A 22,842-nucleotide genomic window follows, 5' to 3' on the forward strand; every position below is an offset into this window, starting at 1 on the left:
GTCGGTGACCGTCAGGGGTGGCGCTCGCCCAGAGCCCTGGCGACCAGGTTCTCCACGCTCATGGTCGAGATCTCGCTCACCGGCTCCCCGGCCGGGGAGCCGTCGGCGGGAGCCGGTCCGCCGGTCTCGTCCGCCAGCCGCAGCAGCCCGGACAGCAGACCCAGCTCCCGCAGCCGCTCCAGCGACACCGACGCCAGCACCTCGCGCAGCCGCTCCTCGCGCGGCCCGTCGATGTCCTCGTCGTCCACCGGCTCCGGGAAGAGCCGTTCGGCCAACTGCCGAGCGACGACCGCGGGGTTGGGGTAGTCGAAGATCAGGGTGGCCGGAAGCCGGACGCCGGTCGCCGCGGCGATCCGGTTGCGCAGCTCCACGGCGGCGAGGGAGTCGAACCCCATCTCCTTGAACGACCGCTCCCGGTCGATGGCGTCCGCGTCCTCGTGCCCGATCGTGTGCGCGGCCTGCGAGCGGACCAGGTCGACCAGCCGGCGCAGCCGCTGAGGGGTGGTCAGTCGCCCCAGTTCCCGGACGAAGGAGCCCTCCGACGCCTGCTCCCGCCGGGCCGTCGGGCGGTCCTGAGGAACCAGGCCCCGCAGGACCGCGGGCACGGCGGGCGAGCGCTTCACCGCGGCCAGGTCGAACCTCGCCGCGAGCACCGCCGCGGCCTCGCCGGACACCGCCGCGTCGAACGAGCGCAACGCCTGCTCCGCCGGGAGCGGGAGGACGTACCGGTCGCGGGAGCCCGCCCCGCCGTCCCGCAGCGACCGGGTCATCTCGCTGTCCTGTTCCCACAGCCCCCACGCCACCGAGACCGCGGGCAGGCCCAGGCCGGCGCGGTATGCGGCGAGGCCGTCCAGGAACGCGTTGGCGGCGGTGTAGTTGCCCTGGCCGGCGCTGCCGAGCGTGCCGCCGGCGGAGGAGAACAGGACGAACGAGGCCAGGTCGGCGCCACGGGTCAGCTCGTGCAGGTGCCAGGCGCCCTCCGCCTTGGGGAGGAACACGGTGTCCATCCGCTCCGGGGTCAGGGCCGAGACGACACCGTCGTCGAGCACCCCGGCGGTGTGCACCACGCAGGTGAGCGGGTGTTCCGCGGGGACCGTCGCCAGCAGCCGGGCCACGTCCTGCCGGTCGGAGACGTCGCAGCACGCGATGGTCACCGAGGTGCCCAACGCGGTCAGTTCGGCGTGCAGTTCGGACGCGCCCGGGGCGCTCGGCCCGTGCCGGCTGACCAGCAGCAGGTGCCGGGCACCGTGTTCGCCGATCAGATGACGGGCCACGAGGGCACCCAGGGCGCCGGTGCCGCCGGTGATCAGCACGGTGCCTGTCGGGTCCAGCGTGCGGCCCCCGCCGGACCGGTTGTCCCGGCCGGGCGGAACGGCCGGAGTGCGGGAGAGTCGGGGCACGCGCAACGTGCGTTCCGCGAGCGCCAGTTGAGGCTCACCGGCCGCGAGGGCGTTCGGAAGCAGATCGCGGGAGTCGTCGTCGACGGCCACGAGCACGAACTCGCCGGGGTGTTCGAGCTGTGCGGAGCGGACCAGGCCCCAGACGGTGGCCGCTGCCGGGTCGCGCCGGGCGTCCCGGGTCAGCACCACCAGCGGCTCGCCGCCGGGCTCGGCCAGCTTCCGCTGGAGGCCCTCCAGGGCGAGGACGCCGAGACCGCGCGCCTGGAGCACGGGCCCGCCGGTCACCGGCTCGGTGAGATCGAGAACGCGCTGCGGGGCGGGCGCGGCTCCGCTGTCCGGCAGAGGGACCGTGGCCCAGTCGAGAGCGAGCAGCCGGTCGTCCGAGCGCCCGGCTTCCGCGATGCGGTCCGGGTCCAGAGGCCGGGTGGCCAACGAACCGACCGTGACCACGGGGGAGCCGGTGGCGTCCGCGATGTCCAGGCTCATGACGCCGTCGCCGGTGCGCATCCGCACCCGCAGCGCTGTGGCGCCCGAGGAGTGCACGGCGAACGACTTCCAGGCGAACGGCAGCGCGGTCCCCCGTTCCCCGGCCCCCGCGGCGAAGGCCGCCGCCTGGAGCGCCGAGTCCAGCAGCGCGGGGTGCAGCAGGAAGTCCTCCACACCGTCGCCGGGGAACTCCGCCTCGGCGAACACCTCGTCACCCCCGGCCCAGACCGCTCGCAGCCCCCGGAACAGCGGACCCAGCTCCAGGCCGGTCTCCGTCAGCCGATCGTGGAAGTCCGTCAGCGCCACCGGCTCCGCTCCGGCGGGCGGCCAGTCGCGCAGTTCCGCGCCGGTCACCGGGGTCCCGGACAGGAATCCGGTCGCGTGCCGGATCCACTCGGCGTCCCGGGCCCCGTCGGGCCGGGAGTGGAACGCCACCGGCCGCAGCCCGTCCGCTTCCTTCGCCCCCACGGTCACCCGGAGCTGGAGAGCGCGGTCCTCGGGGAGCACCACGGGCGTCTCGATCACCATCTCGTCGACGGTGCCGGCCCCGACCTCGTCGCCCGCCCGGACGGCCGCCTCGACCAGAGCGGCACCGGGGACCACCATGGCCCCGGCGACGATGTGCTCACGGAGCCACGGGTGGGACGCCGGGGAGAGGCACTGGGCGAACACCACCCCGTCCGACCCGGGCAACGCGACCGCCGCGCCCAGCAGCGGGTGCCCCGAGGGGGCCGCGCCCACGGCACCGAGATCGGCCGTACGCACCGGCTCCAGCCAGAACCGCCGGTGCTCGAACGGGTAGGTCGGCAGCGGCGGGTGCGCGCCGGGCGCCGGGTACAGAGCCGGCCAGTCGACCGGGTGCCCGCGGACGTACACCCGGGCGAGCGCGTCGGTCAGTGACCGCAGTTCCGGCCGGCCGCGGCGGAGCGCCGGAACGGCGCCGATGGTCTCGCTGTTGTCCCCCACCAGTGCGGCGAGCGTGTCGCCGAACCCCAGCTCCAGGACCGTGGTCACCCCGGTGCTCTCCAGGGTGCGCACGGCATCGCTGAACCGGACGGCGGCGCGGGCGTGCCGGACCCAGTAGGCGGCACCGGCGAGTTCGGCCGGGTCCGCGGGCTCACCGGTCACGTCGGAGACCACCGGGACGACGGGGGCGTTGTACGCCAGCCCGGCCGCCACCCGCCCGAACGCGTCGAGCATCGCGTCGATGTGGGGCGAGTGGAAGGCGTGGCTGACGGCCAACCGCTTGGTGCGGTGCCCCTGCTCGCGCAGTCGTTCCGCGAGGGCGAGCACCACGTCCTCGTCCCCGGAGAGCACGACCGACTCCGGTCCGTTGACGGCGGCGAGGGAGACGGCGTCCTCGTGCCCGGCCAGCAACGGCCGTATCGCCTCCTCGCCCACGCTGAACGCGACCATGGCTCCGGTGGCGGGCAGGGCCTGCATCAGCCGGCCCCGAGCGGTGACCAGTACGGCCGCGTCCGTGAGCGAGAGGACTCCGGCGACATGCGCCGCGGCGATCCCGCCGATGGAGTGTCCCACCACGACGTCCGGCCGCACCCCCCAGTCGGCCAGCACCCGGGCGAGAGCGACCTCCAGTGCGAACAGCGCGGGCTGGGTGTACGCGGTGGTGTCGAGCAGCCCGGCGGCGGGCGTGCCGGGTTCCGCGAACACGGCCTCGCGCAGCGGAGTGGTCAGGTGCTTGTCCAGCTCCGCGCAAATCTCGTCGAACGCCTCGGCGAACGGCGGGAGCTGCCGGTGCAGCTCCCGGCCCATGCCGAGCCGTTGGCTTCCCTGCCCGGAGAAGGCGAACGCGAGCCTCCCGGTGCCCGCCCGTCCCGTCACCACGGAGTCGGGGGAGGCGCCGGCCGCGAACGCCCGGAGCCCCTCCAGCACCTCTTCCCGGTCCGCCCCCACGGCCACGGCACGGTGGTCCAGGTGGGCCCTGGTGGTGGCGAGCGCACGGGCTGTGCGGGACGCCTCGATGTCCTCGGCGGCGGCCAGGTGGTCGGCCAGCCGTCCGGCCGTTCTCGCGAGGGCGGCCGGCGTTCGTGCCGAGAGCGGCCAGGCGACCATCTCGACGGCGGCGGAACCGGGCTCGGCGTCGGCGGAGTCAGGTGGAGCGGGTGCCTCTTCGACGATGACGTGAGCGTTCGTCCCGCTGGCTCCGAAGGCGGAGACGGCGGCGCGGCGGGGGTGGGTGGTGTGGGTCCAGGGGCGGGGTTGGGTGAGGAGTTGGACGGTGTTGGTGGTCCAGTCGACGTGGGGGGTGGGTCGGTCGATGTGGAGGGTGCGGGGCATGGTGCGGTGGTGGAGGGCGAGGACGGTTTTGATGATGCCGGCGACGCCTGCGGCGGCTTGGGTGTGGCCGATGTTGGATTTGAGGGAGCCGAGCCAGAGGGGGTGGTCGGGGTCGCGGTGGCGGCCGTAGGTGTTGATGAGGGCTTGGGCTTCGATGGGGTCGCCGAGGGTGGTGCCGGTGCCGTGGGCTTCGACGAGGTCGATGTCGTGGGGGTGGAGTCGTGCGTTGGTGAGGGCTTGGTCGATGACGCGTTGTTGGGAGGGGCCGTTGGGTGCGGTGAGGCCGTTGGAGGCGCCGTCCTGGTTGACGGCGGAGCCTGCGACGAGGGCGAGGACGGTGTGGCCGTTGCGGCGGGCGTCGGAGAGGCGTTCGAGGAGGACGAGGGCGACGCCTTCGGACCAGCCGGTGCCGTCGGCCGCGGCGGCGAAGGCCTTGCAGCGGGCGTCCGGCGCCAGCCCCCGCTGCCGCGAGAAATGCACGAGTGTGTCGGGCGCCGCCATGATGGCAGCACCGCCGGCCAGGGCCAGGTCGCACTCGCCGGAGCGCAGTGACTGGGCGGCCAGGTGCAGGGCCACCAGCGACGACGAGCACGCCGTCTCCACCGTCACCGCCGGACCCTCCAGCCCCAGGGTGTACGAGATCCGGCCCGAGGCCGCGCTGCCGGAGTTGCCGATGCTCAGCAGACCCTCGACCTCGGGGGGTGTTTCCCGCAGGGGCGGGGCGTAGTCGTGGTACATCACGCCGGCGAACACCCCGGTCCGGCTGCCCTGCAGGGAGGTCGGGGCGATGCCGGCCCGCTCGATGGTCTCCCAGGACACTTCCAGCAGGTGCCGCTGCTGCGGGTTGAGCGAGAGTGCCTCGCGCGGGGAGATGCCGAAGAACTCCGCGTCGAACCCGGCGGCGTCGTGCAGGAACCCGCCCTCGCGGACGTACGCCTTGCCCGGCGCGTCGGGGTCGGGGTCGTACAGGCCCGCCACATCCCAGCCGCGGTCGTCGGGGAAGGGACCGACGGCATCCGTCCCGGAGTCGACCAGCCGCCACAGGTCCTCGGGGGTGGTGACGCCCCCGGGCAGCCGGCAGCCCATACCTACGATGGCGATCGGCTCCCGGGAAGCGGCCTCCGCCTCCCGCAGTTTCTCGCGGGCCTGCCGCAGTTCGACGAGGGTGCGCTTCAGGTAATCACGAAGCCTGGTGTCATTGGTCATTGCGGACTCCTTCACGCGTTCGGGGCCTGGGGCAGGTCCAGTTCGGCTTCCGCGAGCCGCATGATCTCTTCGTCGGTCGCCAGCTCCAGGTCGGATTCGGCCGCAGCGCCGACGCCGTGCCATTTCGCCGCCAGCTCGCGCAGCCGCCCCGCCACCTCCGCGCGGTCGTCGGGTTCCAGCAGCTGTCGGTCGAGCGATGCCTCCAGCCGTTGCAGTTCGGCGAGGACCGCGGCGGCCGCCCCGTCGACTCCTGAGCCGCCCTCTTCCTCCTCGCCGAAGCCGAGCTGCTGTTCGACGTGGCGGGCGAGCGCGGTGGGGGTGGGATGGTCGAAGACCAGGGTCGCCGGCAGCCGCAGGCCGGTACTGGCGCCGATGCGGTTGCGCAGGTCGACGGCGGCCAGCGAGTCGAAGCCGAGGTCCTTGAAGGCCTGGCGTCCGTCCACCGCCTCCGGTGCCGCGTGACCCAGCGTGGCAGCCGTGTGCGCGAGCACCATGTCGACGAGCTGCTTCGACCGATCCGGCGCGGTGACCCGGCGCAGCCGGTCGAGGAAGGAGTCCGACGGCTCGGCGGCGGCCTGCCGTGCGGTGGGCCGCGTGCGGGGCACCAGGTCCCCGAGCACGGCGGGCGGGTTCGCCGACTGCCGGAGCGCGGTGAGGCTGAGCTTGACCGGCACCACCACGGAGGGGCTCTGCGCAGAGCTGTCGCCGCGCAGCGCGGCGTCGAAGAGCAGCAGGCCCTCCTCGTCGCTCATCGCGAGCACTTCCCGCTTGAGGTGCCCGCGGGTGCCGTCCAGGAGCGCGCCGGTCATCTCGCTGGCCTGCTCCCACAGGCCCCAGGCCAGCGAGAGCCCGGGCAGTCCGAGCCGCCGCCGGTAGGCGGCCAGACCGTCGAGGAACCCGTTGCCTGCTGCGTAGTTGCCCTGGCCCGCGTTGCCCAGCGTGCCCGAGGCCGACGAGAACAGGACGAACGCCGACAGGCCCAGGTGCTCGGTGAGCCGGTGCAGGTTCCAGGCGCCGTCGACCTTCGGCCCGAAGACCCTGTCGACCCGCTCGGCGTCCAGCGAGGTGAGCACTCCGTCGTCCAGTACGGCGGCACTGTGGATCACGGCGGTGAGCGGGTGGTCCGCCGGGATACCCGTGAGGAGGCCGGCGACCGCGGCGCGGTCACCGATGTCGGCGGCCGCGACGGTCACGGTGGCGCCCAGGGCGGTGAGTTCGTCGCGCAGCCGCCCGGCCTCCGGGGCGTCGGAGCCGCGCCGGCTGGTGAGCAGCAGGTGCCGTACACCGTGGTGGGTGACGAGCCGCCGGGCGACCAGTGCGCCCAAGGTGCCGGTGCCCCCGGTGATCAGGACGGTGCCTTCCGCGTCCAGTCCGGCCGGTCCGGCCTCCTCGGGCCGCAGCCGGGTCAGCCGTGGTACGAGGATGGCACCGTCGCGCAGGGCCAGTTGAGGTTCACCGGTGGCGACCGCGGCGGGCAGCAGCGCCCGGGACGCGGCCGTGTCGTCCACGTCGACCAGAACCACCTGTCCGGGGTTCTCCGACTGCGCCACCCGGGCCAGTCCCCACACCGAGGCCATGGCCGGGTCGTGCCGCGCGTCACGGGTGAGGATCACCAGTGGGGTGGCGGGCTCGGCCGTGTCCAGGTGCGCCTTGACCGCCTCCAGCGCACGGGTGGCCAGCTCCCTGGAGCGCCGGGGCAGATCCTCGTCCGCAGCGCGGTTGTCCGTCAGGTCCAGCACGGTGTCCGGCACCGGCTCGGCCGACGGCCGCGCGTCGTCCACCCGGAGCTCCGTCCACCCGGTGGTGAACAGCATGTCGGCCACACCGGTCCCGGCGCCGACCCGGTGGACGTCCACGGGACGGGTGACGAGGCTGCCGACCGAGGCCACCGGGGCGCCCGTCGGGTCGGTCGCCTCCACCGTGATGTCGTCGGCGCCCACCGGGCCGACCCGCACCCGCAGGGCGGTGGCACCGGTCGCGTGCAGCACGGCGTCGTTCCAGGCGAACGGCAGCCGGGCCGGTGCCTCCTCGCCGCGGCGGCTCGGCAGGAACGCGGCGGCGTGCAGGGCCGAGTCCAGCAGCGCCGGGTGGAGCAGGAAGGCGGAGAGGTCGGTGTCGTCCGGCAGCTCCACCTCGGCGAAGACCTCCTCGCCCCGAGTCCAGACGGACCGCAGGCCCCGGAACAGCGGGCCGAATTCGAAGCCGGCCGCGCGCTGTTCGTCGTAGAAGCCGTCCACCGCGACGGGTTCGGCGCCCACGGGCGGCCAGCTCTCCGGTCCGACGGCCGGCGCCGGGCGGGGCTCGGTGTGGAGGTGTCCGGCGACGTGCCGGGTCCAGGCCGCGTCCACGTCGGCGCCATCGGCTCGGGAGTGCACGGTGACCGGCCGCAGGCCGGTGTCGTCGGCCTCTCCGACGAAGACCCGCAGCTGCGTCCCGCCGGTCTCCGGGAGCGTCAGCGGCGCCTCCACCACCAGCTCCGACACCGCGGTCGCCCCCAGCTCGTCACCCGCGCGGAACACGAGTTCCAGCAGCGCGGTGCCCGGCACCAGCACCGTCCCCGAGAGGGCGTGTTCGGCCAGCCAGGGCTGGGTGCGCAGGGAGACCCGGTTGGTGAACACCGCCGCGTCCGACTCCGGAAGCCGCACGACCGCGCCGAGCAGCGGATGGCCGCTGCCGTCCAGGCCCACCGCACCGATGTCGGTGGCCTTGCCGTCCGTCTTGAGCCAGTAGTGGTGGTGTTGGAAGGGGTAGGTGGGGAGGGGGGTGTGGGTGGTGGTGTGGGTGGTGGTGGGTGTGGTGTGGGTGGGGTGCCAGGTGGGGGTGTGGTGGGTGTGTACGTGGAGGTGGGCGAGGGCGGTGTGGAAGGTGGTGGGTTCGTGTTGGTTGCGGCGGAGGGTGGGGAGGGTGGTGGTGGGGGTGGTGGTGTGTTGGGTGAGGGTTTCCTGGATGGCGGGGGTGAGGACGGGGTGGGGGCTGATTTCGATGAAGGTGTGGTGGCCGGTGTCGGTGAGGGTGGTGGTGGCGGTGTGGAAGTGGACGGTTTGGCGGAGGTTTCGGTACCAGTAGTCGGCGTTGAGGTGGGGGCCGGTGATCCAGGTGGTGTCGGTGGTGGAGTACATGGGGGTGGTGGGTGTGTGGGGGGTGATGTCGTGGAGGAGGTGGGTGAGTTCTTCGTGGAGTTGTTCGACGTGGTGGGTGTGGGAGGCGTAGTCGACGGGGATTTTGCGGGCTCGGATGTTGTGGCTGTTGAGTTGGGTGTGGAGGTCGTCGATGGCGGTGGGGTCGCCGGCGATGACGGTGGTGGTGGGGCCGTTGATGGTGGCGATGTCGATGGTGTGTTGGTGGGGGGTGGTCCAGGGGGTGAGTTCGGTGTGGGGGAGGGGGACGGACATCATGGCGCCGTGGCCGGCGAGTTGGCGGGCGATGGCTTGGCTGCGGAGGGCGATGATGCGGGCGGCGTCGTCGAGGGTGAGGGCGCCGGCGATGTGGGCGGCGGCGATTTCGCCTTGGGAGTGGCCGATGACGGCGTCGGGGTGGATGCCGTGGTGTTGCCACATGCGGGCGAGTGCGGTCATGACGGCGAAGGTGACGGGTTGGACGACGTCGACGCGGTCGAGGGTGGGGGCGTCGGGGGTTTGGCGGAGGACGTCGGTGACGGTCCAGTTCTGGTGGGGGGCGAGGGCGGTGTCGCAGGCGTTGATGGTGTGGGTGAAGACGGGGTGGGTGTCGAGGAGGGTGGCGCCCATGCCGGCCCATTGGGTGCCTTGGCCGGGGAAGACGAAGACGGTTTTGCCGGTGGTGGTGGGGGTGCCGGTGGTGAGGGCGGGGTCGGGGGTGTGGGTGGTGAGTGCGGTGAGGGCGCGGTGGAGGTCGTCGTGGTGGGTTGCGGTGATGACGGCGCGGTGGTGGTGGTGGGGTCGGTGGGTGAGTTGGTGGGCGATGTGGGTGGGGGTGTGGTGGGGGTGTTGTTCGAGGTGGTGGAGGAGGCGTCGGGCGGTGTCGGTGAGGGCTTGGGGGGTGGCGGCGGACAGGGGCCAGGTGATGACTTCGTCGGTGGTGTCGGGTTCGTCGTGGGTGGTGGTGTCGGGGGTGGTGGGGGCTTCCTCCAGGATCACGTGAGCGTTCGTCCCACTCACACCGAACGCCGAGATGCCGATACGCCGAGGCCGGTCCGCTTCCGGCCAGGGCACCTCCTCGGTCAGCAGCCGCACCTCGCCGGCCGACCAGTCGACATGCGGTGTCGGTGCGTCCACATGGAGGGTGCGGGGCAGCGCACCGTGGCGCATGGCCAGCACGGACTTCACGACCCCCGCCATGCCCGCGGCCGCCTGGGTGTGACCGATGTTGGACTTGAGCGACCCCAGCCACAGGGGCCGTCCCTGCTCCCGGTCCTGCCCGTAGGTGCTGATCACCGCCTGTGCCTCGATGGGGTCGCCGAGGGTGGTGCCGGTGCCGTGCGCCTCGACGGCGTCGACGTCCCGGGCTCGGAGACGTGCGTTGGCGAGGGCTTGGTTGATGACGCGTTGTTGGGAGGGGCCGTTGGGTGCGGTGAGGCCGTTGGAGGCGCCGTCCTGGTTGACGGCGGAGCCTGCGACGAGGGCGAGGACGGTGTGGCCGTTGCGGCGGGCGTCGGAGAGGCGTTCGAGGAGGACGAGGGCGACGCCTTCGGACCAGCCGGTGCCGTCGGCCGCGGCGGCGAAGGCCTTGCAGCGGGCGTCCGCCGCCAGGCCCCGCTGCCGCGAGAACTCCACGAACGTCGACGGCCGAGCCATCACCGCGACGCCTCCGGCCAGGGCCAGATCGCACTCGCCGGAGCGCAGTGACTGGGCGGCCAGGTGCAGGGCCACCAGCGACGACGAGCACGCCGTGTCCACCGTCACCGCCGGACCCTCGAACCCGAACGTGTAGGCCACCCGGCCGGACAGCACACTCGGCAGGTTGTTGTGCGAGGTGTAACCGTCCACACCCTCCCCGATCAGGTCCGCACCGATGGTGTATCCCGTGTGGAACCCACCGGCGAACACCCCCGTCCGGCTGCCGCGGAGCGCGGTGACATCGACACCGGCCCGCTCGAAGACCTCCCAGGAACTCTCCAGGAGAACCCGGTGCTGGGGGTCCATCGCCAGTGCCTCACGCGGAGAGATCTTGAAGAACGAGGCGTCGAAGTCCCCCGCGCCGTCGAGGAAACCGCCTCGGCGGGTGTACGTCTTGCCGGGAACCCCGGGCTCGGGGTCGTAGATGGCGTCGATGTCCCAGCCGCGGTCCGTCGGGAAGTCGGACAGCGCCTCGCCACCCGAGGCCAGCAACTCCCACAGGTCCTCGGGGGAGGCGATGCCGCCCGGCAGCCGGCATGCCATGGAGACGATCACGACCGGGTCGTCCTCGGCCGGACCGGCAGCCGCCGGGGCGGTGGCCCCCTCCGCGTCGCCGGAAAGCTCGTCCAGTACGAACCGGGCCAGCGCGCGCGGAGTCGGGTGGTCGAAGAGCAGGGTGGTCGGCAGTCGTAGCCCGAAGTCCTTGACGAGGGCGTTGCGCAGCTGCACCGACGTCATGGAGTCGAAGCCCTGGTCCGTGAACGCGGTCTCCGCGGCCACGTTCGTGGTGTCACGGTGCCCCAGCACGGCCGCCGCGTGGGTCCGCACCGCGTCGAGCACCGCGGCCTCGCGGTCCCCCTCGGACAGCGTGGCCAGCCGAGCGGCGAGGCCCGAACCGGACCGCTCACCGCCCGCCGAGCCCTCCAGTTCCCGCAACGCCGCGCCCACCTCCGGCAGTTCGCTCAGCAGCGAGCTGGGCCGGGCGGCGGTGAAGCCGGGGGCGAACCGGGACCAGTCGATGTCCGCGACCGACACGGTCGTCTCGTCGTGTTCCACCGCGTGCACCAGCGCCCGCAGGGCCGGTTCCGGGTCCATGGCGACCACACCCAGCCGGGCGAGCCGCTCGGCGGCGCCGTCCACCGCACCGAGTCCCGCTCCTGCCCAGGAGCCCCAGGCGATCGAGGTCGCCGTGCGGCCGCGGGCACGCCGCTGCCGGGCCAGCGCGTCGAGGAAGGCGTTCGCCGCGGCGTAGGCACCCTGGCCGCCACCGCCCCACACCCCGGCATTGGACGAGATCAGCACGAAGGCGTCGAGCGGCCGGTCGCCGAGCACGTCGTCCAGGTTCCGGGCGCCGAGCACCTTGCCCGCGATGATGCGGGAGAACTCCTCCGCCGAGGTCTCGGCGATCGAGCTCTGCTGGCCCGCGCCCGCCGCGTGGACGACGGCGGTCAGCGGCCGGTCGTCCGGTACGGTCTCGATCACGGCGGCCAGCGCGTCCCGGTCGGCCACGTCGCACGCGGCCACCGTCACGGCGGCGCCCGACTCCTCCAGTGCGGCCACCTGTTCCCGCACACCCTCGGCCTCCGCGCCGCCACGGCTGACCAGCAGCAGGTGCTCCGCGCCGGCGGCGGCGAGCCGGCGGGCGATCTGCCCGCCGACACCGCCGGTACCGCCGGTGATCAGTACCGTCCCGCGCGGTGTCCAGGTCCGCCGTCCGGCGGCCCCGTCCGACGCCGCCCGCACCAGCCGCCGCCCGAACACACCGGAGGGACGGATCGCGACCTGGTCCTCGTCCCCCTGACCGCGCAGCACACCGGCCAGATACCGCAGCGCCTGCTCGTCCGGCTCGGCCGGCAGATCCACCGAACCGCCCCACAACCGCGGGTGCTCCAGCCCGGCAACCAGGCCGAACCCCCAGGTGAGCGCATCCGCAGGGCCGATCCACGGACCGTCCTGCGCCTCCGCCCCGCCCATGGTCACGGACCACAGCGGCGCGGTGACACCGAGGTCCGCCAGCGCCGGTACCAGAGCGGCCAGCAGCATCAGGCCGTTGGGCACGGCCGGGAAGCCGGTGTGCGGCCGCTCGTCCAGGGAGAGGAACGACAGGACACCGCTGAACCCGGCGGACGCCACTCCCGCCGCCGCCAGCCGGTCGGACGCCGCCGTCCGGTCGCCGTCCGCGGTCTCCAGCACCACGCAGTCCGCGCCGTAGCCCCGCAGACCGTCCAGGACCCTGGTCACCCGGGTGTCCTCGGCGAAGCCGGCGGGAACGACCGCGAGCCAGGTGCCGGAGAACCGGTCCGAGGTGACGACCCCCAGCCGTCGCCAGACGACGTGGTACCGCCACGACTCCACCGCGTGCTCGTGCCGCGTGCGCCGCCGCCAATCGGTCAGAGCCGGCAGAGCGGACGCGACCACCTCGCGGTCCCGTTCGCCGGTGACGTCGAGCGTGCTGGTGAGCGCCTCCACGTCCGCCCGGTCCACCGCCTCCCAGAACCGTGCCTCGTACGGGTCGGCGACCGCGGTGGAGTCCGGGGCCGTGGGCTCGGGCCAGTAGTGGTGGTGTTGGAAGGGGTAGGTGGGGAGGGGGGTGTGGGTGGTGGTGTGGGTGGTGGTGGGTGTGGTGTGGGTGGGGTGCCAGGTGGGGGTGTGGTGGGTGTGGGTGTGGAGGTGGGCGAGGGCGGTGTGGAAGGTGGTGGGTTCGTGTTGGTTGCGGCGGAGGGTGGGGAGGGTGGTGGTGGGGGTGGTGGTGTGTTGGGTGAGGGTTTCCTGGATGGCGGGGGTGAGGACGGGGTGGGGGCTGATTTCGATGAAGGTGTGGTGGCCGGTGTCGGTGAGGGTGGTGGTGGCGGTGTGGAAGTGGACGGTTTGGCGGAGGTTTCGGTACCAGTAGTCGGCGTTGAGGTGGGGGCCGGTGATCCAGGTGGTGTCGGTGGTGGAGTACATGGGGGTGGTGGGTGTGTGGGGGGTGATGTCGTGGAGGAGGTGGGTGAGTTCTTCGTGGAGTTGTTCGACGTGGTGGGTGTGGGAGGCGTAGTCGACGGGGATTTTGCGGGCTCGGATGTTGTGGTTGTTGAGTTGGGTGTGGAGGTCGTCGATGGCGGTGGGGTCGCCGGCGATGACGGTGGTGGTGGGGCCGTTGATGGTGGCGATGTCGATGGTGTGTTGGTGGGGGGTGGTCCAGGGGGTGAGTTCGGTGTGGGGGAGGGGGACGGACATCATGGCGCCGTGGCCGGCGAGTTGGCGGGCGATGGCTTGGCTGCGGAGGGCGATGATGCGGGCGGCGTCGTCGAGGGTGAGGGCGCCGGCGATGTGGGCGGCGGCGATTTCGCCTTGGGAGTGGCCGATGACGGCGTCGGGGTGGATGCCGTGGTGTTGCCACATGCGGGCGAGTGCGGTCATGACGGCGAAGGTGACGGGTTGGACGACGTCGACGCGGTCGAGGGTGGGGGCGTCGGGGGTTTGGCGGAGGACGTCGGTGACGGTCCAGTTCTGGTGGGGGGCGAGGGCGGTGTCGCAGGCGTTGATGGTGTGGGTGAAGACGGGGTGGGTGTCGAGGAGGGTGGCGCCCATGCCGGCCCATTGGGTGCCTTGGCCGGGGAAGACGAAGACGGTTTTGCCGGTGGTGGTGGGGGTGCCGGTGGTGAGGGCGGGGTCGGGGGTGTGGGTGGTGAGTGCGGTGAGGGCGCGGTGGAGGTCGTTGTGGTGGGTTGCGGTGATGACGGCGCGGTGGTGGTGGTGGGGTCGGTGGGTGAGTTGGTGGGCGATGTGGGTGGGGGTGTGGTGGGGGTGTTGTTCGAGGTGGTGGAGGAGGCGTCGGGCGGTGTCGGTGAGGGCTTGGGGGGTGGCGGCGGACAGGGGCCAGGTGATGACTTCGTCGGTGGTGTCGGGTTCGTCGTGGGTGGTGGTGTCGGGGGTGGTGGGGGCTTCCTCCAGGATCACGTGAGCGTTCGTCCCACTCACACCGAAGGCGGAGACGGCGGCGCGGCGGGGGTGGGTGGTGTGGGTCCAGGGGCGGGGTTGGGTGAGGAGTTGGACGGTGTTGGTGGTCCAGTCGACGTGGGGGGTGGGTCGGTCGATGTGGAGGGTGCGGGGCATGGTGCGGTGGTGGAGGGCGAGGACGGTTTTGATGATGCCGGCGACGCCTGCGGCGGCTTGGGTGTGGCCGATGTTGGATTTGAGGGAGCCGAGCCAGAGGGGGTGGTCGGGGTCGCGGTGGCGGCCGTAGGTGTTGATGAGGGCTTGGGCTTCGATGGGGTCGCCGAGGGTGGTGCCGGTGCCGTGGGCTTCGACGAGGTCGATGTCGTGGGGGTGGAGTCGTGCGTTGGTGAGGGCTTGGTTGATGACGCGTTGTTGGGAGGGGCCGTTGGGTGCGGTGAGGCCGTTGGAGGCGCCGTCCTGGTTGACGGCGGAGCCTGCGACGAGGGCGAGGACGGTGTGGCCGTTGCGGCGGGCGTCGGAGAGGCGTTCGAGGAGGACGAGGGCGACGCCTTCGGACCAGCCGGTGCCGTCGGCGGCGGCGGCGAAGGCCTTGCAGCGGGCGTCCGGCGCCAGCCCCCGCTGCCGCGAGAACTCCACGAAGGAGGTCGGCTGCGCCATCACCGCGACGCCTCCGGCCAGGGCCAGGTCGCACTCGCCGGAGCGCAGTGACTGGGCGGCCAGGTGCAGGGCCACCAGCGACGACGAGCACGCCGTGTCCACCGTCACCGCCGGACCCTCGAACCCGAACGTGTAGGCCACCCGGCCCGAGACGACGGCGGAGGCTGTCCCGGTGCTCCGGTATCCCTCGGTGTCGTCGTCCGAGCCCGCGAGGCTCACGTCGTACTCCTGGTTCATCACGCCGGCGAACACCCCGGTCCGGCTGCCCTGCAGCGAGGTGACGTCGACGCTCGCGCGTTCGAACAGCTCCCACGAGGTCTCCAGGAAGACCCGCTGCTGGGGGTCCATCGCCAGCGCCTCACGCGGGGAGATCCGGAAGAAGTCCGCGTCGAACCCGGTGGCGTCCTGGAGGAAGCCGCCCTCGCGGACATAGGTCGTGCCGGACCGCTCGGGGTCGGGGTCGTACAGCCCCGCCAGATCCCAGCCCCGGTCCGAGGGGAACGCGGTGATCCCGTCGAGACCCTGGTCGACGAAGGTCCACAGATCCTCGGGGGAGGTGATGCCACCCGGCAGCCGGCACGCCATGGAGACGATCACGACCGGGTCGTCCTCGGCCGGAGCGCGGCCCTCCACCGTCGCGGTGGTGCTCTCCTCGGCACCACCGGACAACTCGTCCAGCACGAATCGGGCCACTGCCTCCGGGGTCGGACGGTCGAAGGCCAGAGTGACCGGCAGCGGCAGGCCCGTCACCTCCACCAGGAGGTTCCGCAACTGCACGGCCTGGAGCGAGCCGAAGCCGATCTCCTTGAAGGCCCGACGCGGTGCCACGGTGTCCCGGGCCCGCCCGGCGGTCTCCGCCGCCGCGTCGCACACCGCGGTGACGAGGGTTCGCAGCCGCTCGGCCTCGGTCAGGCCGGCGAGCCGTGCCCGGAACTCCTCCGCCCGCCCGGTGTCCGCCGACACCCCCGCCGAGGTGTCGATCAGTCCGCGCAGCATCGCCGGAACGATGTCGCCACCGTGCAGCGTCATCGGGTCGAGCTTCAGTGCGCTGACCGCCGCCTCGCCGGACATCAGCGCGGCGTCGACCACCGTGAGCAGCTCACGCAGGGCCAGGGTGCCCACGCCCGACGGCAGGGCCGTCTCCGGTTCGTCGGCCCACGGCCCCACGGACACCGACAGCCCCGCCCGGCCCTCGGCCCGCCGCCGCAGCGCCAGCGCGTCGCAGTACGCGGCCACTGCCGCTTCCTCCGGGGCGTGGGCCGTGCCCAGCGTGCCCGCGGCCGAGGGCAGCAGCACCAGGGCCGCCCCCTCCACGGTGGCGGTCACCTCGTCCAGCGCCGCCGCCTGCGCTGCCGCGAGCCGGAACGGACCCGTGGGGACGTGCACCACACCGGCGAGCGGACGGCGCAGCCCCGTCAGCACCTCACGCAGCGCCGCGCGGTCGGTGAGATCGCAGCCGGACACCGTCACCGTCGCCTTGAGCCCGGTCAATTCGGCCGCGAGACCGGCGACGGAGAGGTCGTCCTCGCCCCGCTCGCCGATCAGCACCAGGTGCCGGACGCCGTGACCGGCCACGAGGTGGCGTGCCACCGCAGCACCGGCCACCGTGTCGGCGCCCGCCACGACCGCGGTACGCGCCGGACCGAACACCGTTTCCCCGCCGGAGCGCACGGCCAGCCGCTCCAGCGACGGCCGGACGACGCTGCCGGCCCTTACGGCCACCTGCGGTTCGTTCCCCGCCGCCACGGCACGCAGCAGCTCCGCGGGCAGCGCGGCACCGGGGGCGGCCGCCGCCTCCAGGTCCACGTGCGCGAGCCGGTCGCCGTGCCCGTTCCGCAACCCGCGTAACAGTCCCGCCACCGCGGCCTGCGCGGGGTGGGGCGTCTCGGCCGGACCGGTGGCGACCCCACCGCGGGTGAGGACGACCAACCGCGCCGGGGAGGGCCACCCCTGATCCAGCCACGCCCGCACACGGGCGGACACGTCCGCCACGAGACCCGCCGGATCCGCATCCGGTGCACCTGCGGGCACCACCACCACGTCGGCCGGCGCGGTCCCGGCGGGCGGCACCCCGTCCACCAGGCACGTCACCTCGGCTCCGGCCGACTCCAGACCGGCGACCAGGTCCGCGTCACCTTCTGCGGCGATCACCCACCGCGGACCGGCCGGGTCCGCGCCCGCCGCTGCACCGGCGGCGCCGGAGACGGCCGGCCCCTCCGGCGGCAGCGGCAGCCAGTCGGCCCGGAACAGGTGCTCGTAGGAACTGCTGCCGGCGGCCCGGAGCCGGGCGGGCCGGTCCAGCAACAGGCGCCGGGTGACCTTGCCGGAACCGGTACGCGGAATGTGCGTGACCTCGTACAGTTCCTCGGGCACCTTGAAGTAGGACAGCCGTTCGCGGCAGGCGGCGAACAGCGCGTCCGTGTCGAGCCCTTCCGGACCCGGCACCAGGAAGGCGACGGGGACCTCGCCCAGGATGTCGTGGGCCTTGCCGGCCACGGCGACGTCCGCCACACCGGGCACGTCCCGGAGCACGTCCTCGATCTCACCCGGGTGGATGTTCTCGCCGCCCCGGATGATGAGGTCCTTGATCCTGCCGGTGACGGTGAAGTAGCCGGCCTCGTCGCGTCGGGCCAGGTCACCGGTGCGGTACCAGCCGTCGCGCAGCGCCCGGGCGGTCTCCTCCGGCCGGTTGTGGTAGCCGACCATCACATTGGGACCGCTGACCCAGACCTCGCCCTCCTCGTCGGCCGGTACGTCACGTCCGGTCTCCGGCTCGACGAGGCGCACGTTGAGTCCGGGCACCGGCAGACCGCTCGACCCCTCGACCCGTGCCCCCGTGGGCCAGTTGATGGTGATCGAGCCGCAGGTCTCGGTGCTGCCGTAGGCGTCCAGGAGGGGGACACCGAACGTCTCCTGGAAGGACGCCCGCAGCGACCGGGTGGTGACCGCCCCGCCGACCAGGCCGACCCGCAGGTCCGGGGCCCGCACCCCCTGCTGCCGTGCGGCCTGCACCAGGTAGTGGTACATGGTGGGCACGCCGGCGAGGAAGGTCGGCGACTCCTCGCGCAGGACGGACAGGATCTCGTCGGCCGAGTACCCGTCGGTGATCCGCGCGGTGGCGCCGACCGAGGTGACCGCCAGCACGCACGCGATGTGCGACAGGCTGTGGAAGAGCGGCAGGGGCCACAGCACCCGGTCGTCGGCGGTCAGTTCGGGCACCGGAACGTAGCAGGCGGCCACCGACCACAGGCAGTTGCGCTGGGTCGAGAGCACTCCCTTGGGCTTCCCGGTGGTCCCCGACGTGTAGAGCATCCAGGCGACCTCGTCGAGGCCGAGGTCGTCCCGAGCACCGGTCTCCGGCTCCGAGCCCGCCAGGGCCTCGAAGGCCACCGTCCCGGCCGGGACCGGGCGATCGCCGGTGACGACGATCCGAGGGTGCTCGGCGTCTCCCAGCACGCGCCGGAGCTGTTCGACGTGGGCGGCGTCGGTGATCACCACGCGGGCGCCGCTGTCGGAGAGGAAGAACTCCAGCTCGGCGTCGGTGCAGTGGGGATTGAGCGGGACGCCGATCACGTTCGCCCGGGTGAGGGCCAGGTAGCTCTCGACCATCTCCACACAGTTGCCCAGGTACAGCGCCGCCCGGTCGCCCGGATGCACGCGCAGCCCGGTCAGGTGTCCCGCGATGAACCGGGTCCGCTGCTCCAGTTCGGCGTAGCCGACCTGACGCCGGGCATCGGCGAAAGCGATTTTCCCGCCGAGTCGGGCGGCGTGTTCGATCAGGGTCTCGGGCAGGGGCCGAATCAGTTCTGTGCGCAGCATCCGGTAATCACTCCTAGGCACGGCGAGAAGCGCGTGAGCGCGACTTCGAGTCTCGCGTGAATTGCGGAGCGCGAATCCCCTAACAATCCCCCTATGGCATCCCTGACTTGACGGCCGTACGGAGGCAATCCCCCTAGGGCGTGACCGAATTCAGAGCCAGCCGAAGAATTCCCGGTAGCAGGGCACCTGCTGCTCCAGCATGTGGACACCGTGGTGAATTCGCCGGCCCGCGGCGGCCGCTGCCTGCAGCAGGGCGGTCTCGTGGGGTTTCATGACGATGTCCGCCACCACCGCGTCCGCCCGGACGTCGGCCGGGTCGAACGGCAGCGCGTCGCGCGGGCGCATCCCGAGCGGTGTCGCATTGACGACGAGGTCGGCTGCCGCCAGGTCCCCGGGGGCCTCGGCACGGACGGTCCCGGGCCACCGGGAGCCGAGCCGCGCCAGCAGCCCGGCGAGCCGAGCGGCGTCGACGTCCCGTACGCAGACCGGCCCGGCACCCGCCGTCAGCAGGGCCACCGCGATGGCGCTCCCGGCCCCGCCCGCGCCGACCAGGACCACCCGTCCGCCCCGCACGGGATGCCCGGCAGCCTCCAGCCCGCGGACGAAGCCCAGCCCGTCGAAGTTGTCGGCGAGCCAGCGGCCGTCGGCACCGCGCCGCATCGCGTTGGCGGTACCGCTCAGCGCAGCGGCCGGCCCCAGCTCGTCCGCCAGGGCGCACACAGCGGCCTTGTGGGGGACCGTGACCAGCAGCCCGTCGACGTTGCCCGCCCGGACCAGGCCGCCCACGACGGCGGCGAGATGCTCCGCCGGGGCGTGCACGGGCACCACCACGGCGTCGATGCCGAGGGCGGCCAGCACCGGGTTGACCAGCTCCGGAGCCCGGACCTGGGTCACCGGGTCGCCCACGACCGCGTACAGCCGCGTAGCGCCCGACAGAGGAGTTTCGGTCACTTCCGGGCTCCCATCGGACACGCTGTTGTAACAGGGGACACCGGCCTGGCACCATGGGAGGCGGGGGAAGGAGATGTCCCATGCCGCAGGTGAAGACGGAAACGCCGCACGAGATCGTCGGCGAGGCATGTCCGGTGCGTGAAGTGCTGGACCGCGTGGCCGGCAAGTGGAGCATCCTGATCATCGTCGCCGCGGCCCGCGGTCCCGTGCGGTTCACGGAGCTGGAGCGGTCGATCGAGGGCATCAGCAGGCGCATGCTCACCCTCACCCTGCGGAACCTGGAGCGGGACGGCCTGCTCACGCGCACGGTGTACGCCACCGTTCCGCCCCGGGTCGAGTACCGGCTCACCGCCATGGCGCAGGAACTGCATCAGTCACTCCTCTCGCTCACCGACTGGGCCACCCGGCACCGCGAAGAGATCTCCGACGCGCGGCACGCCTACGACGCCGAACGCTTGGTCGACGGCCGCTGAGCGTGGCGCTGCCGCCCGTGCAGGGTGGTGGTGCCCAGGTCGGCAGGGAGATCCCGTCGGCGCTTGATGTCCAGCTTCCGGTAGACCCTCGTCAGGTGCTGTTCCACGGTGCTGGCCGTGATGTAGAGCTTCGCCGCGATCTCCCGGTTGGTGTAGCCGAGCACGGCCAGGTGTGCCACCCGCCGCTCGGCCTCCGTCAGTCGGCTGCCGTCGTCCTCGCAGGACACCGAGGTGTCCGAGGTTCCCTGGAAGGCGAGCAGTTCCTCGCCCAGCGGCGCCGCCCCGCAGGTCGTGGCGAGGTACCGGGCCCGGCGCAGTGTCGTCCTGGCCCGGCGGTTGTCGGCCAGGGCCGAGTAGGCGTAGCCGAGGTGGGCCAGGCCCCGTGCCTGCTCGTACTGCTCCCCGTACTGTTCGAACAGCTCGACGGCCTCCAGCAGCAACTGCGGTCGCCGCTCGGGGGTGCTGACCGCGGCGAGCATCCGCAGCGACCGCCCGCGAGCACTGCCGGCGCCGCCCGAGGCGTCCGAGCAGGCCAGCTCTTCCCGGACCAGGCGGCGTGCCCGATCGTCGTTGCCCAGCCGCAGCCACGCCTCGGCGGCGCTGGTGCGCCAGGGGACCGGCGCCGCGGCCTCCAGCCCCAGGGCCGTGACCAGCTCGCCGCAGGCCAGAAAGTCGGCGAGCGCGGCGTAGGCTCGCTGGACGGCGAGGTGGTAGGTGCCGCGCGCGTGCAGGTAGTAGAGGCCGAAACGGCTCTGCGACATCGCCTCGGGCGGGGAGAACGCCAGATACCGTTCGGCTGTCTCCGTGTCGCCCGACCGAACCGCCGCCGTGACGAGAGTGCCCAGCGGGAACCCGACGGCCACCCCCCAGGCGTGGGACGGCAGCAGGGTGAGGGCCTCCTGCGCCGTCCGCAGTGCGTCGGCCAGGTCGCCGCGGCGCAGCAGCGCCTCCGCGCGCAGACTTGCCAGCACGGCGTGCCAGGTCGGTGCCTCGTCCTCGCCGCCGGCCACGACCAGCGCCGCACACTGCTGCAGCACCAGGTCGTAGCGGCCCAGATCGAGCAGGCCGAGCAGGGCCAGGGCCGCGGTCTCGTGCGCCCACGCCGGGTTGCCACGGGAACGGAGATTGCGCAGTGACCCCTCCAGTGAGGCCACCCGGTCGCCGCCGCGACCGCTCACCAGCCGGTCGCACAGCGATCCGGCCAGGGCCAGCCACGGATCGTCACCGGCCGGTGCCGTCAGGTCGCCTTCGGCGGCGTGAGGGCTGCCGAACGCGGCCCGAGCGGTCGGCTGGGTCCGCCGGTGCGCGAACCGGGGATGGGAGAAGGCCAGCCAGGAGTCGAGGTGGCGGACCTCCTGCGCCACCGAGGCGTCCGAGGCCGCCGCTTCGCGCAGTCGGCCGAGCACCGCGGCGGCGTCCGTGTGCCGCCCGTGCCACAGGAGCTGCCGTACGAGGTCCGGCAGGCAGCCGTTGCCGAGGTCTCCCGTCCGCGCCGCGGTCACCAGCGGCGTCAGGTGCCCGGCCGCGGCCGACGGGCTGACCCGCCACCGGGCGTCGGTCAGCTTCGCCAGTACGGCGGCGCGGCCGGCCGGCTCGGGGCAGGCTTCGTGCGCCAGCTCCAGATAGCGGGCGGCACGTTCGTTCCGCTCGGCGAGCAGTTCGTGTTCCGCGGCTTCGACGAGCGCCGGCACCGCCCATGGCTCCACCCGCCGGCGTGCCTGCGCGAGGTGGCACGCCACTGCCGACGCCGGCTCCCCGAGATCGTGGAGCAACCGTGCCGCGTGCTGGTTGAGGGTGGCGCGGTCGGCTCCGGTCACGGTGGAGAGGACGGCCTCGCGGGCCGCCGGGTGTGGCAGCCGGCCGTCGCGCAGGAGCCCTGTCGCCGTCATCGTGGCGATCGCCCGCTCCACCGCCGCTGACCCGGTCAGGGTCCCGGTGCCCGCCTCGGTCTCCTGGTCGAGCCCGGTGAGCCGGGCCACCCGCTCCGGAGTACCGCGCCCGCCCAGGACGGCCAGCGCCTGCGCGGTGCGCAGCAGGGCCGGCTCCCCGCGCCGCAGCAGCCTGACCACGGCCGCGCCGTATCCCCGTGCGGTGACGCGGTCGTGGCCGCTCCGGCCGCCGCGACGAGCGTCCTCGGTCAGTGCGTCGAGCAGCCGGAGATTGCCGCCGCTGATCCGGTGGAATTCGGCCGCGAGCCGGGCCGTGTCGGTCCGCGGGCCGAGGCGCTCCGCCAGCAGGGCGGCCGTGCCGTCCTCGGACAGAGGTTCCACCTCCACGCGGTGGGTCCCCAGTTCGCACGGCAGTTCGGCGGCGAACAGGGGAGGTGCCTGCCCGTCGTCCCGTTGGGAGGTCACCACCAGCAGGACCCGGGCCGCTCCCAGTCGGCGGGCCAGGTACAGCAGGCTCTGTGCCGACTCGGCGTCGGCGTGGTGGATGTCGTCGACGGCGACGACCAGCGGCACCTGCGCCGTCCGGCGGAGGATCTGCCGGCAGAACTCGTGGTAGCCCGGAGCCGCCTGATCGGCCAGGGCACCCGGTGCCGGAATGCTGAGCAGGAGCTGGCTGAGGACGCTGCCGGCCAGGTCCTTCTCCACCGGGGAGCACGAGGCCCGCATGACCAGCAGGCCCGCCCGCTCCGCGTCCTCGACGGCCTGGCGCAGCAGGGCCGTTCTGCCGCTCGCTGCCACGCCCTCGATCAACAGCACCTGTCCCCGGCCGGCCAGGCATTCACCGACGAGCGACTTCAGGAGTGATATGTGTTTTTCACGTTCCAGTAAAAGCATGACGTCTCCCCCA

The 22,842-nt window shown here is 73.1% G+C and carries 5 protein-coding genes; 1 reads left to right on the forward strand and 4 read right to left on the reverse strand.

Going from position 1 to position 22,842, the window contains the following annotated elements; all coding sequences use genetic code 11:
* Positions 1–11: 11 nt before the first annotated feature.
* From QFZ71_RS27045 to QFZ71_RS27055, 3 genes are all read right to left on the reverse strand, one after another.
* On the reverse strand, positions 12–5,405 hold the full coding sequence (locus QFZ71_RS27045) for a type I polyketide synthase (protein ID WP_373465159.1): 5,394 nt from the start codon (positions 5,403–5,405) through the stop codon (positions 12–14).
* Positions 5,402–18,622, reverse strand: coding sequence for a type I polyketide synthase (locus QFZ71_RS27050; protein WP_307670756.1), 13,221 nt, complete (start codon positions 18,620–18,622; stop codon positions 5,402–5,404). Before QFZ71_RS27050 ends, QFZ71_RS27045 begins: the two co-directional genes overlap by 4 nt.
* A gap of 150 nt (positions 18,623–18,772) precedes the next feature.
* On the reverse strand, positions 18,773–19,573 hold the full coding sequence (locus tag QFZ71_RS27055) for a shikimate dehydrogenase (RefSeq protein WP_307670757.1): 801 nt from the start codon (positions 19,571–19,573) through the stop codon (positions 18,773–18,775).
* 80 nt (positions 19,574–19,653) lie between these two features.
* Between QFZ71_RS27055 and QFZ71_RS27060 the strand changes: the two genes are divergently transcribed.
* On the forward strand, positions 19,654–20,046 hold the full coding sequence (locus tag QFZ71_RS27060) for a helix-turn-helix domain-containing protein (RefSeq protein ID WP_307670758.1): 393 nt from the start codon (positions 19,654–19,656) through the stop codon (positions 20,044–20,046).
* Here the strand turns inward: QFZ71_RS27060 and QFZ71_RS27065 are convergent.
* Entirely contained in the window at positions 20,013–22,829 is a 2,817-nt protein-coding gene (locus tag QFZ71_RS27065) for a helix-turn-helix transcriptional regulator (RefSeq protein ID WP_307670759.1), read from the reverse strand. The two genes, QFZ71_RS27060 and QFZ71_RS27065, sit on opposite strands and share 34 nt — an antisense overlap.
* Positions 22,830–22,842 lie beyond the last annotated feature (13 nt).

It is taken from the genome of Streptomyces sp. V2I9 (genome assembly GCF_030817475.1).
GTDB lineage: Bacteria > Actinomycetota > Actinomycetes > Streptomycetales > Streptomycetaceae > Streptomyces.

Excerpts from the sequence above, each read along its gene's own strand:
- QFZ71_RS27050 (WP_307670756.1), bottom strand. The coding sequence starts at position 18,622 with ATGCTGCGCACAGAACTGATTCGGCCCCTGCCCGAGACCCTGATCGAA.
- QFZ71_RS27065 (WP_307670759.1), bottom strand. The coding sequence starts at position 22,829 with ATGCTTTTACTGGAACGTGAAAAACACATATCACTCCTGAAGTCGCTC.
- QFZ71_RS27060 (WP_307670758.1), top strand. The coding sequence starts at position 19,654 with ATGCCGCAGGTGAAGACGGAAACGCCGCACGAGATCGTCGGCGAGGCA.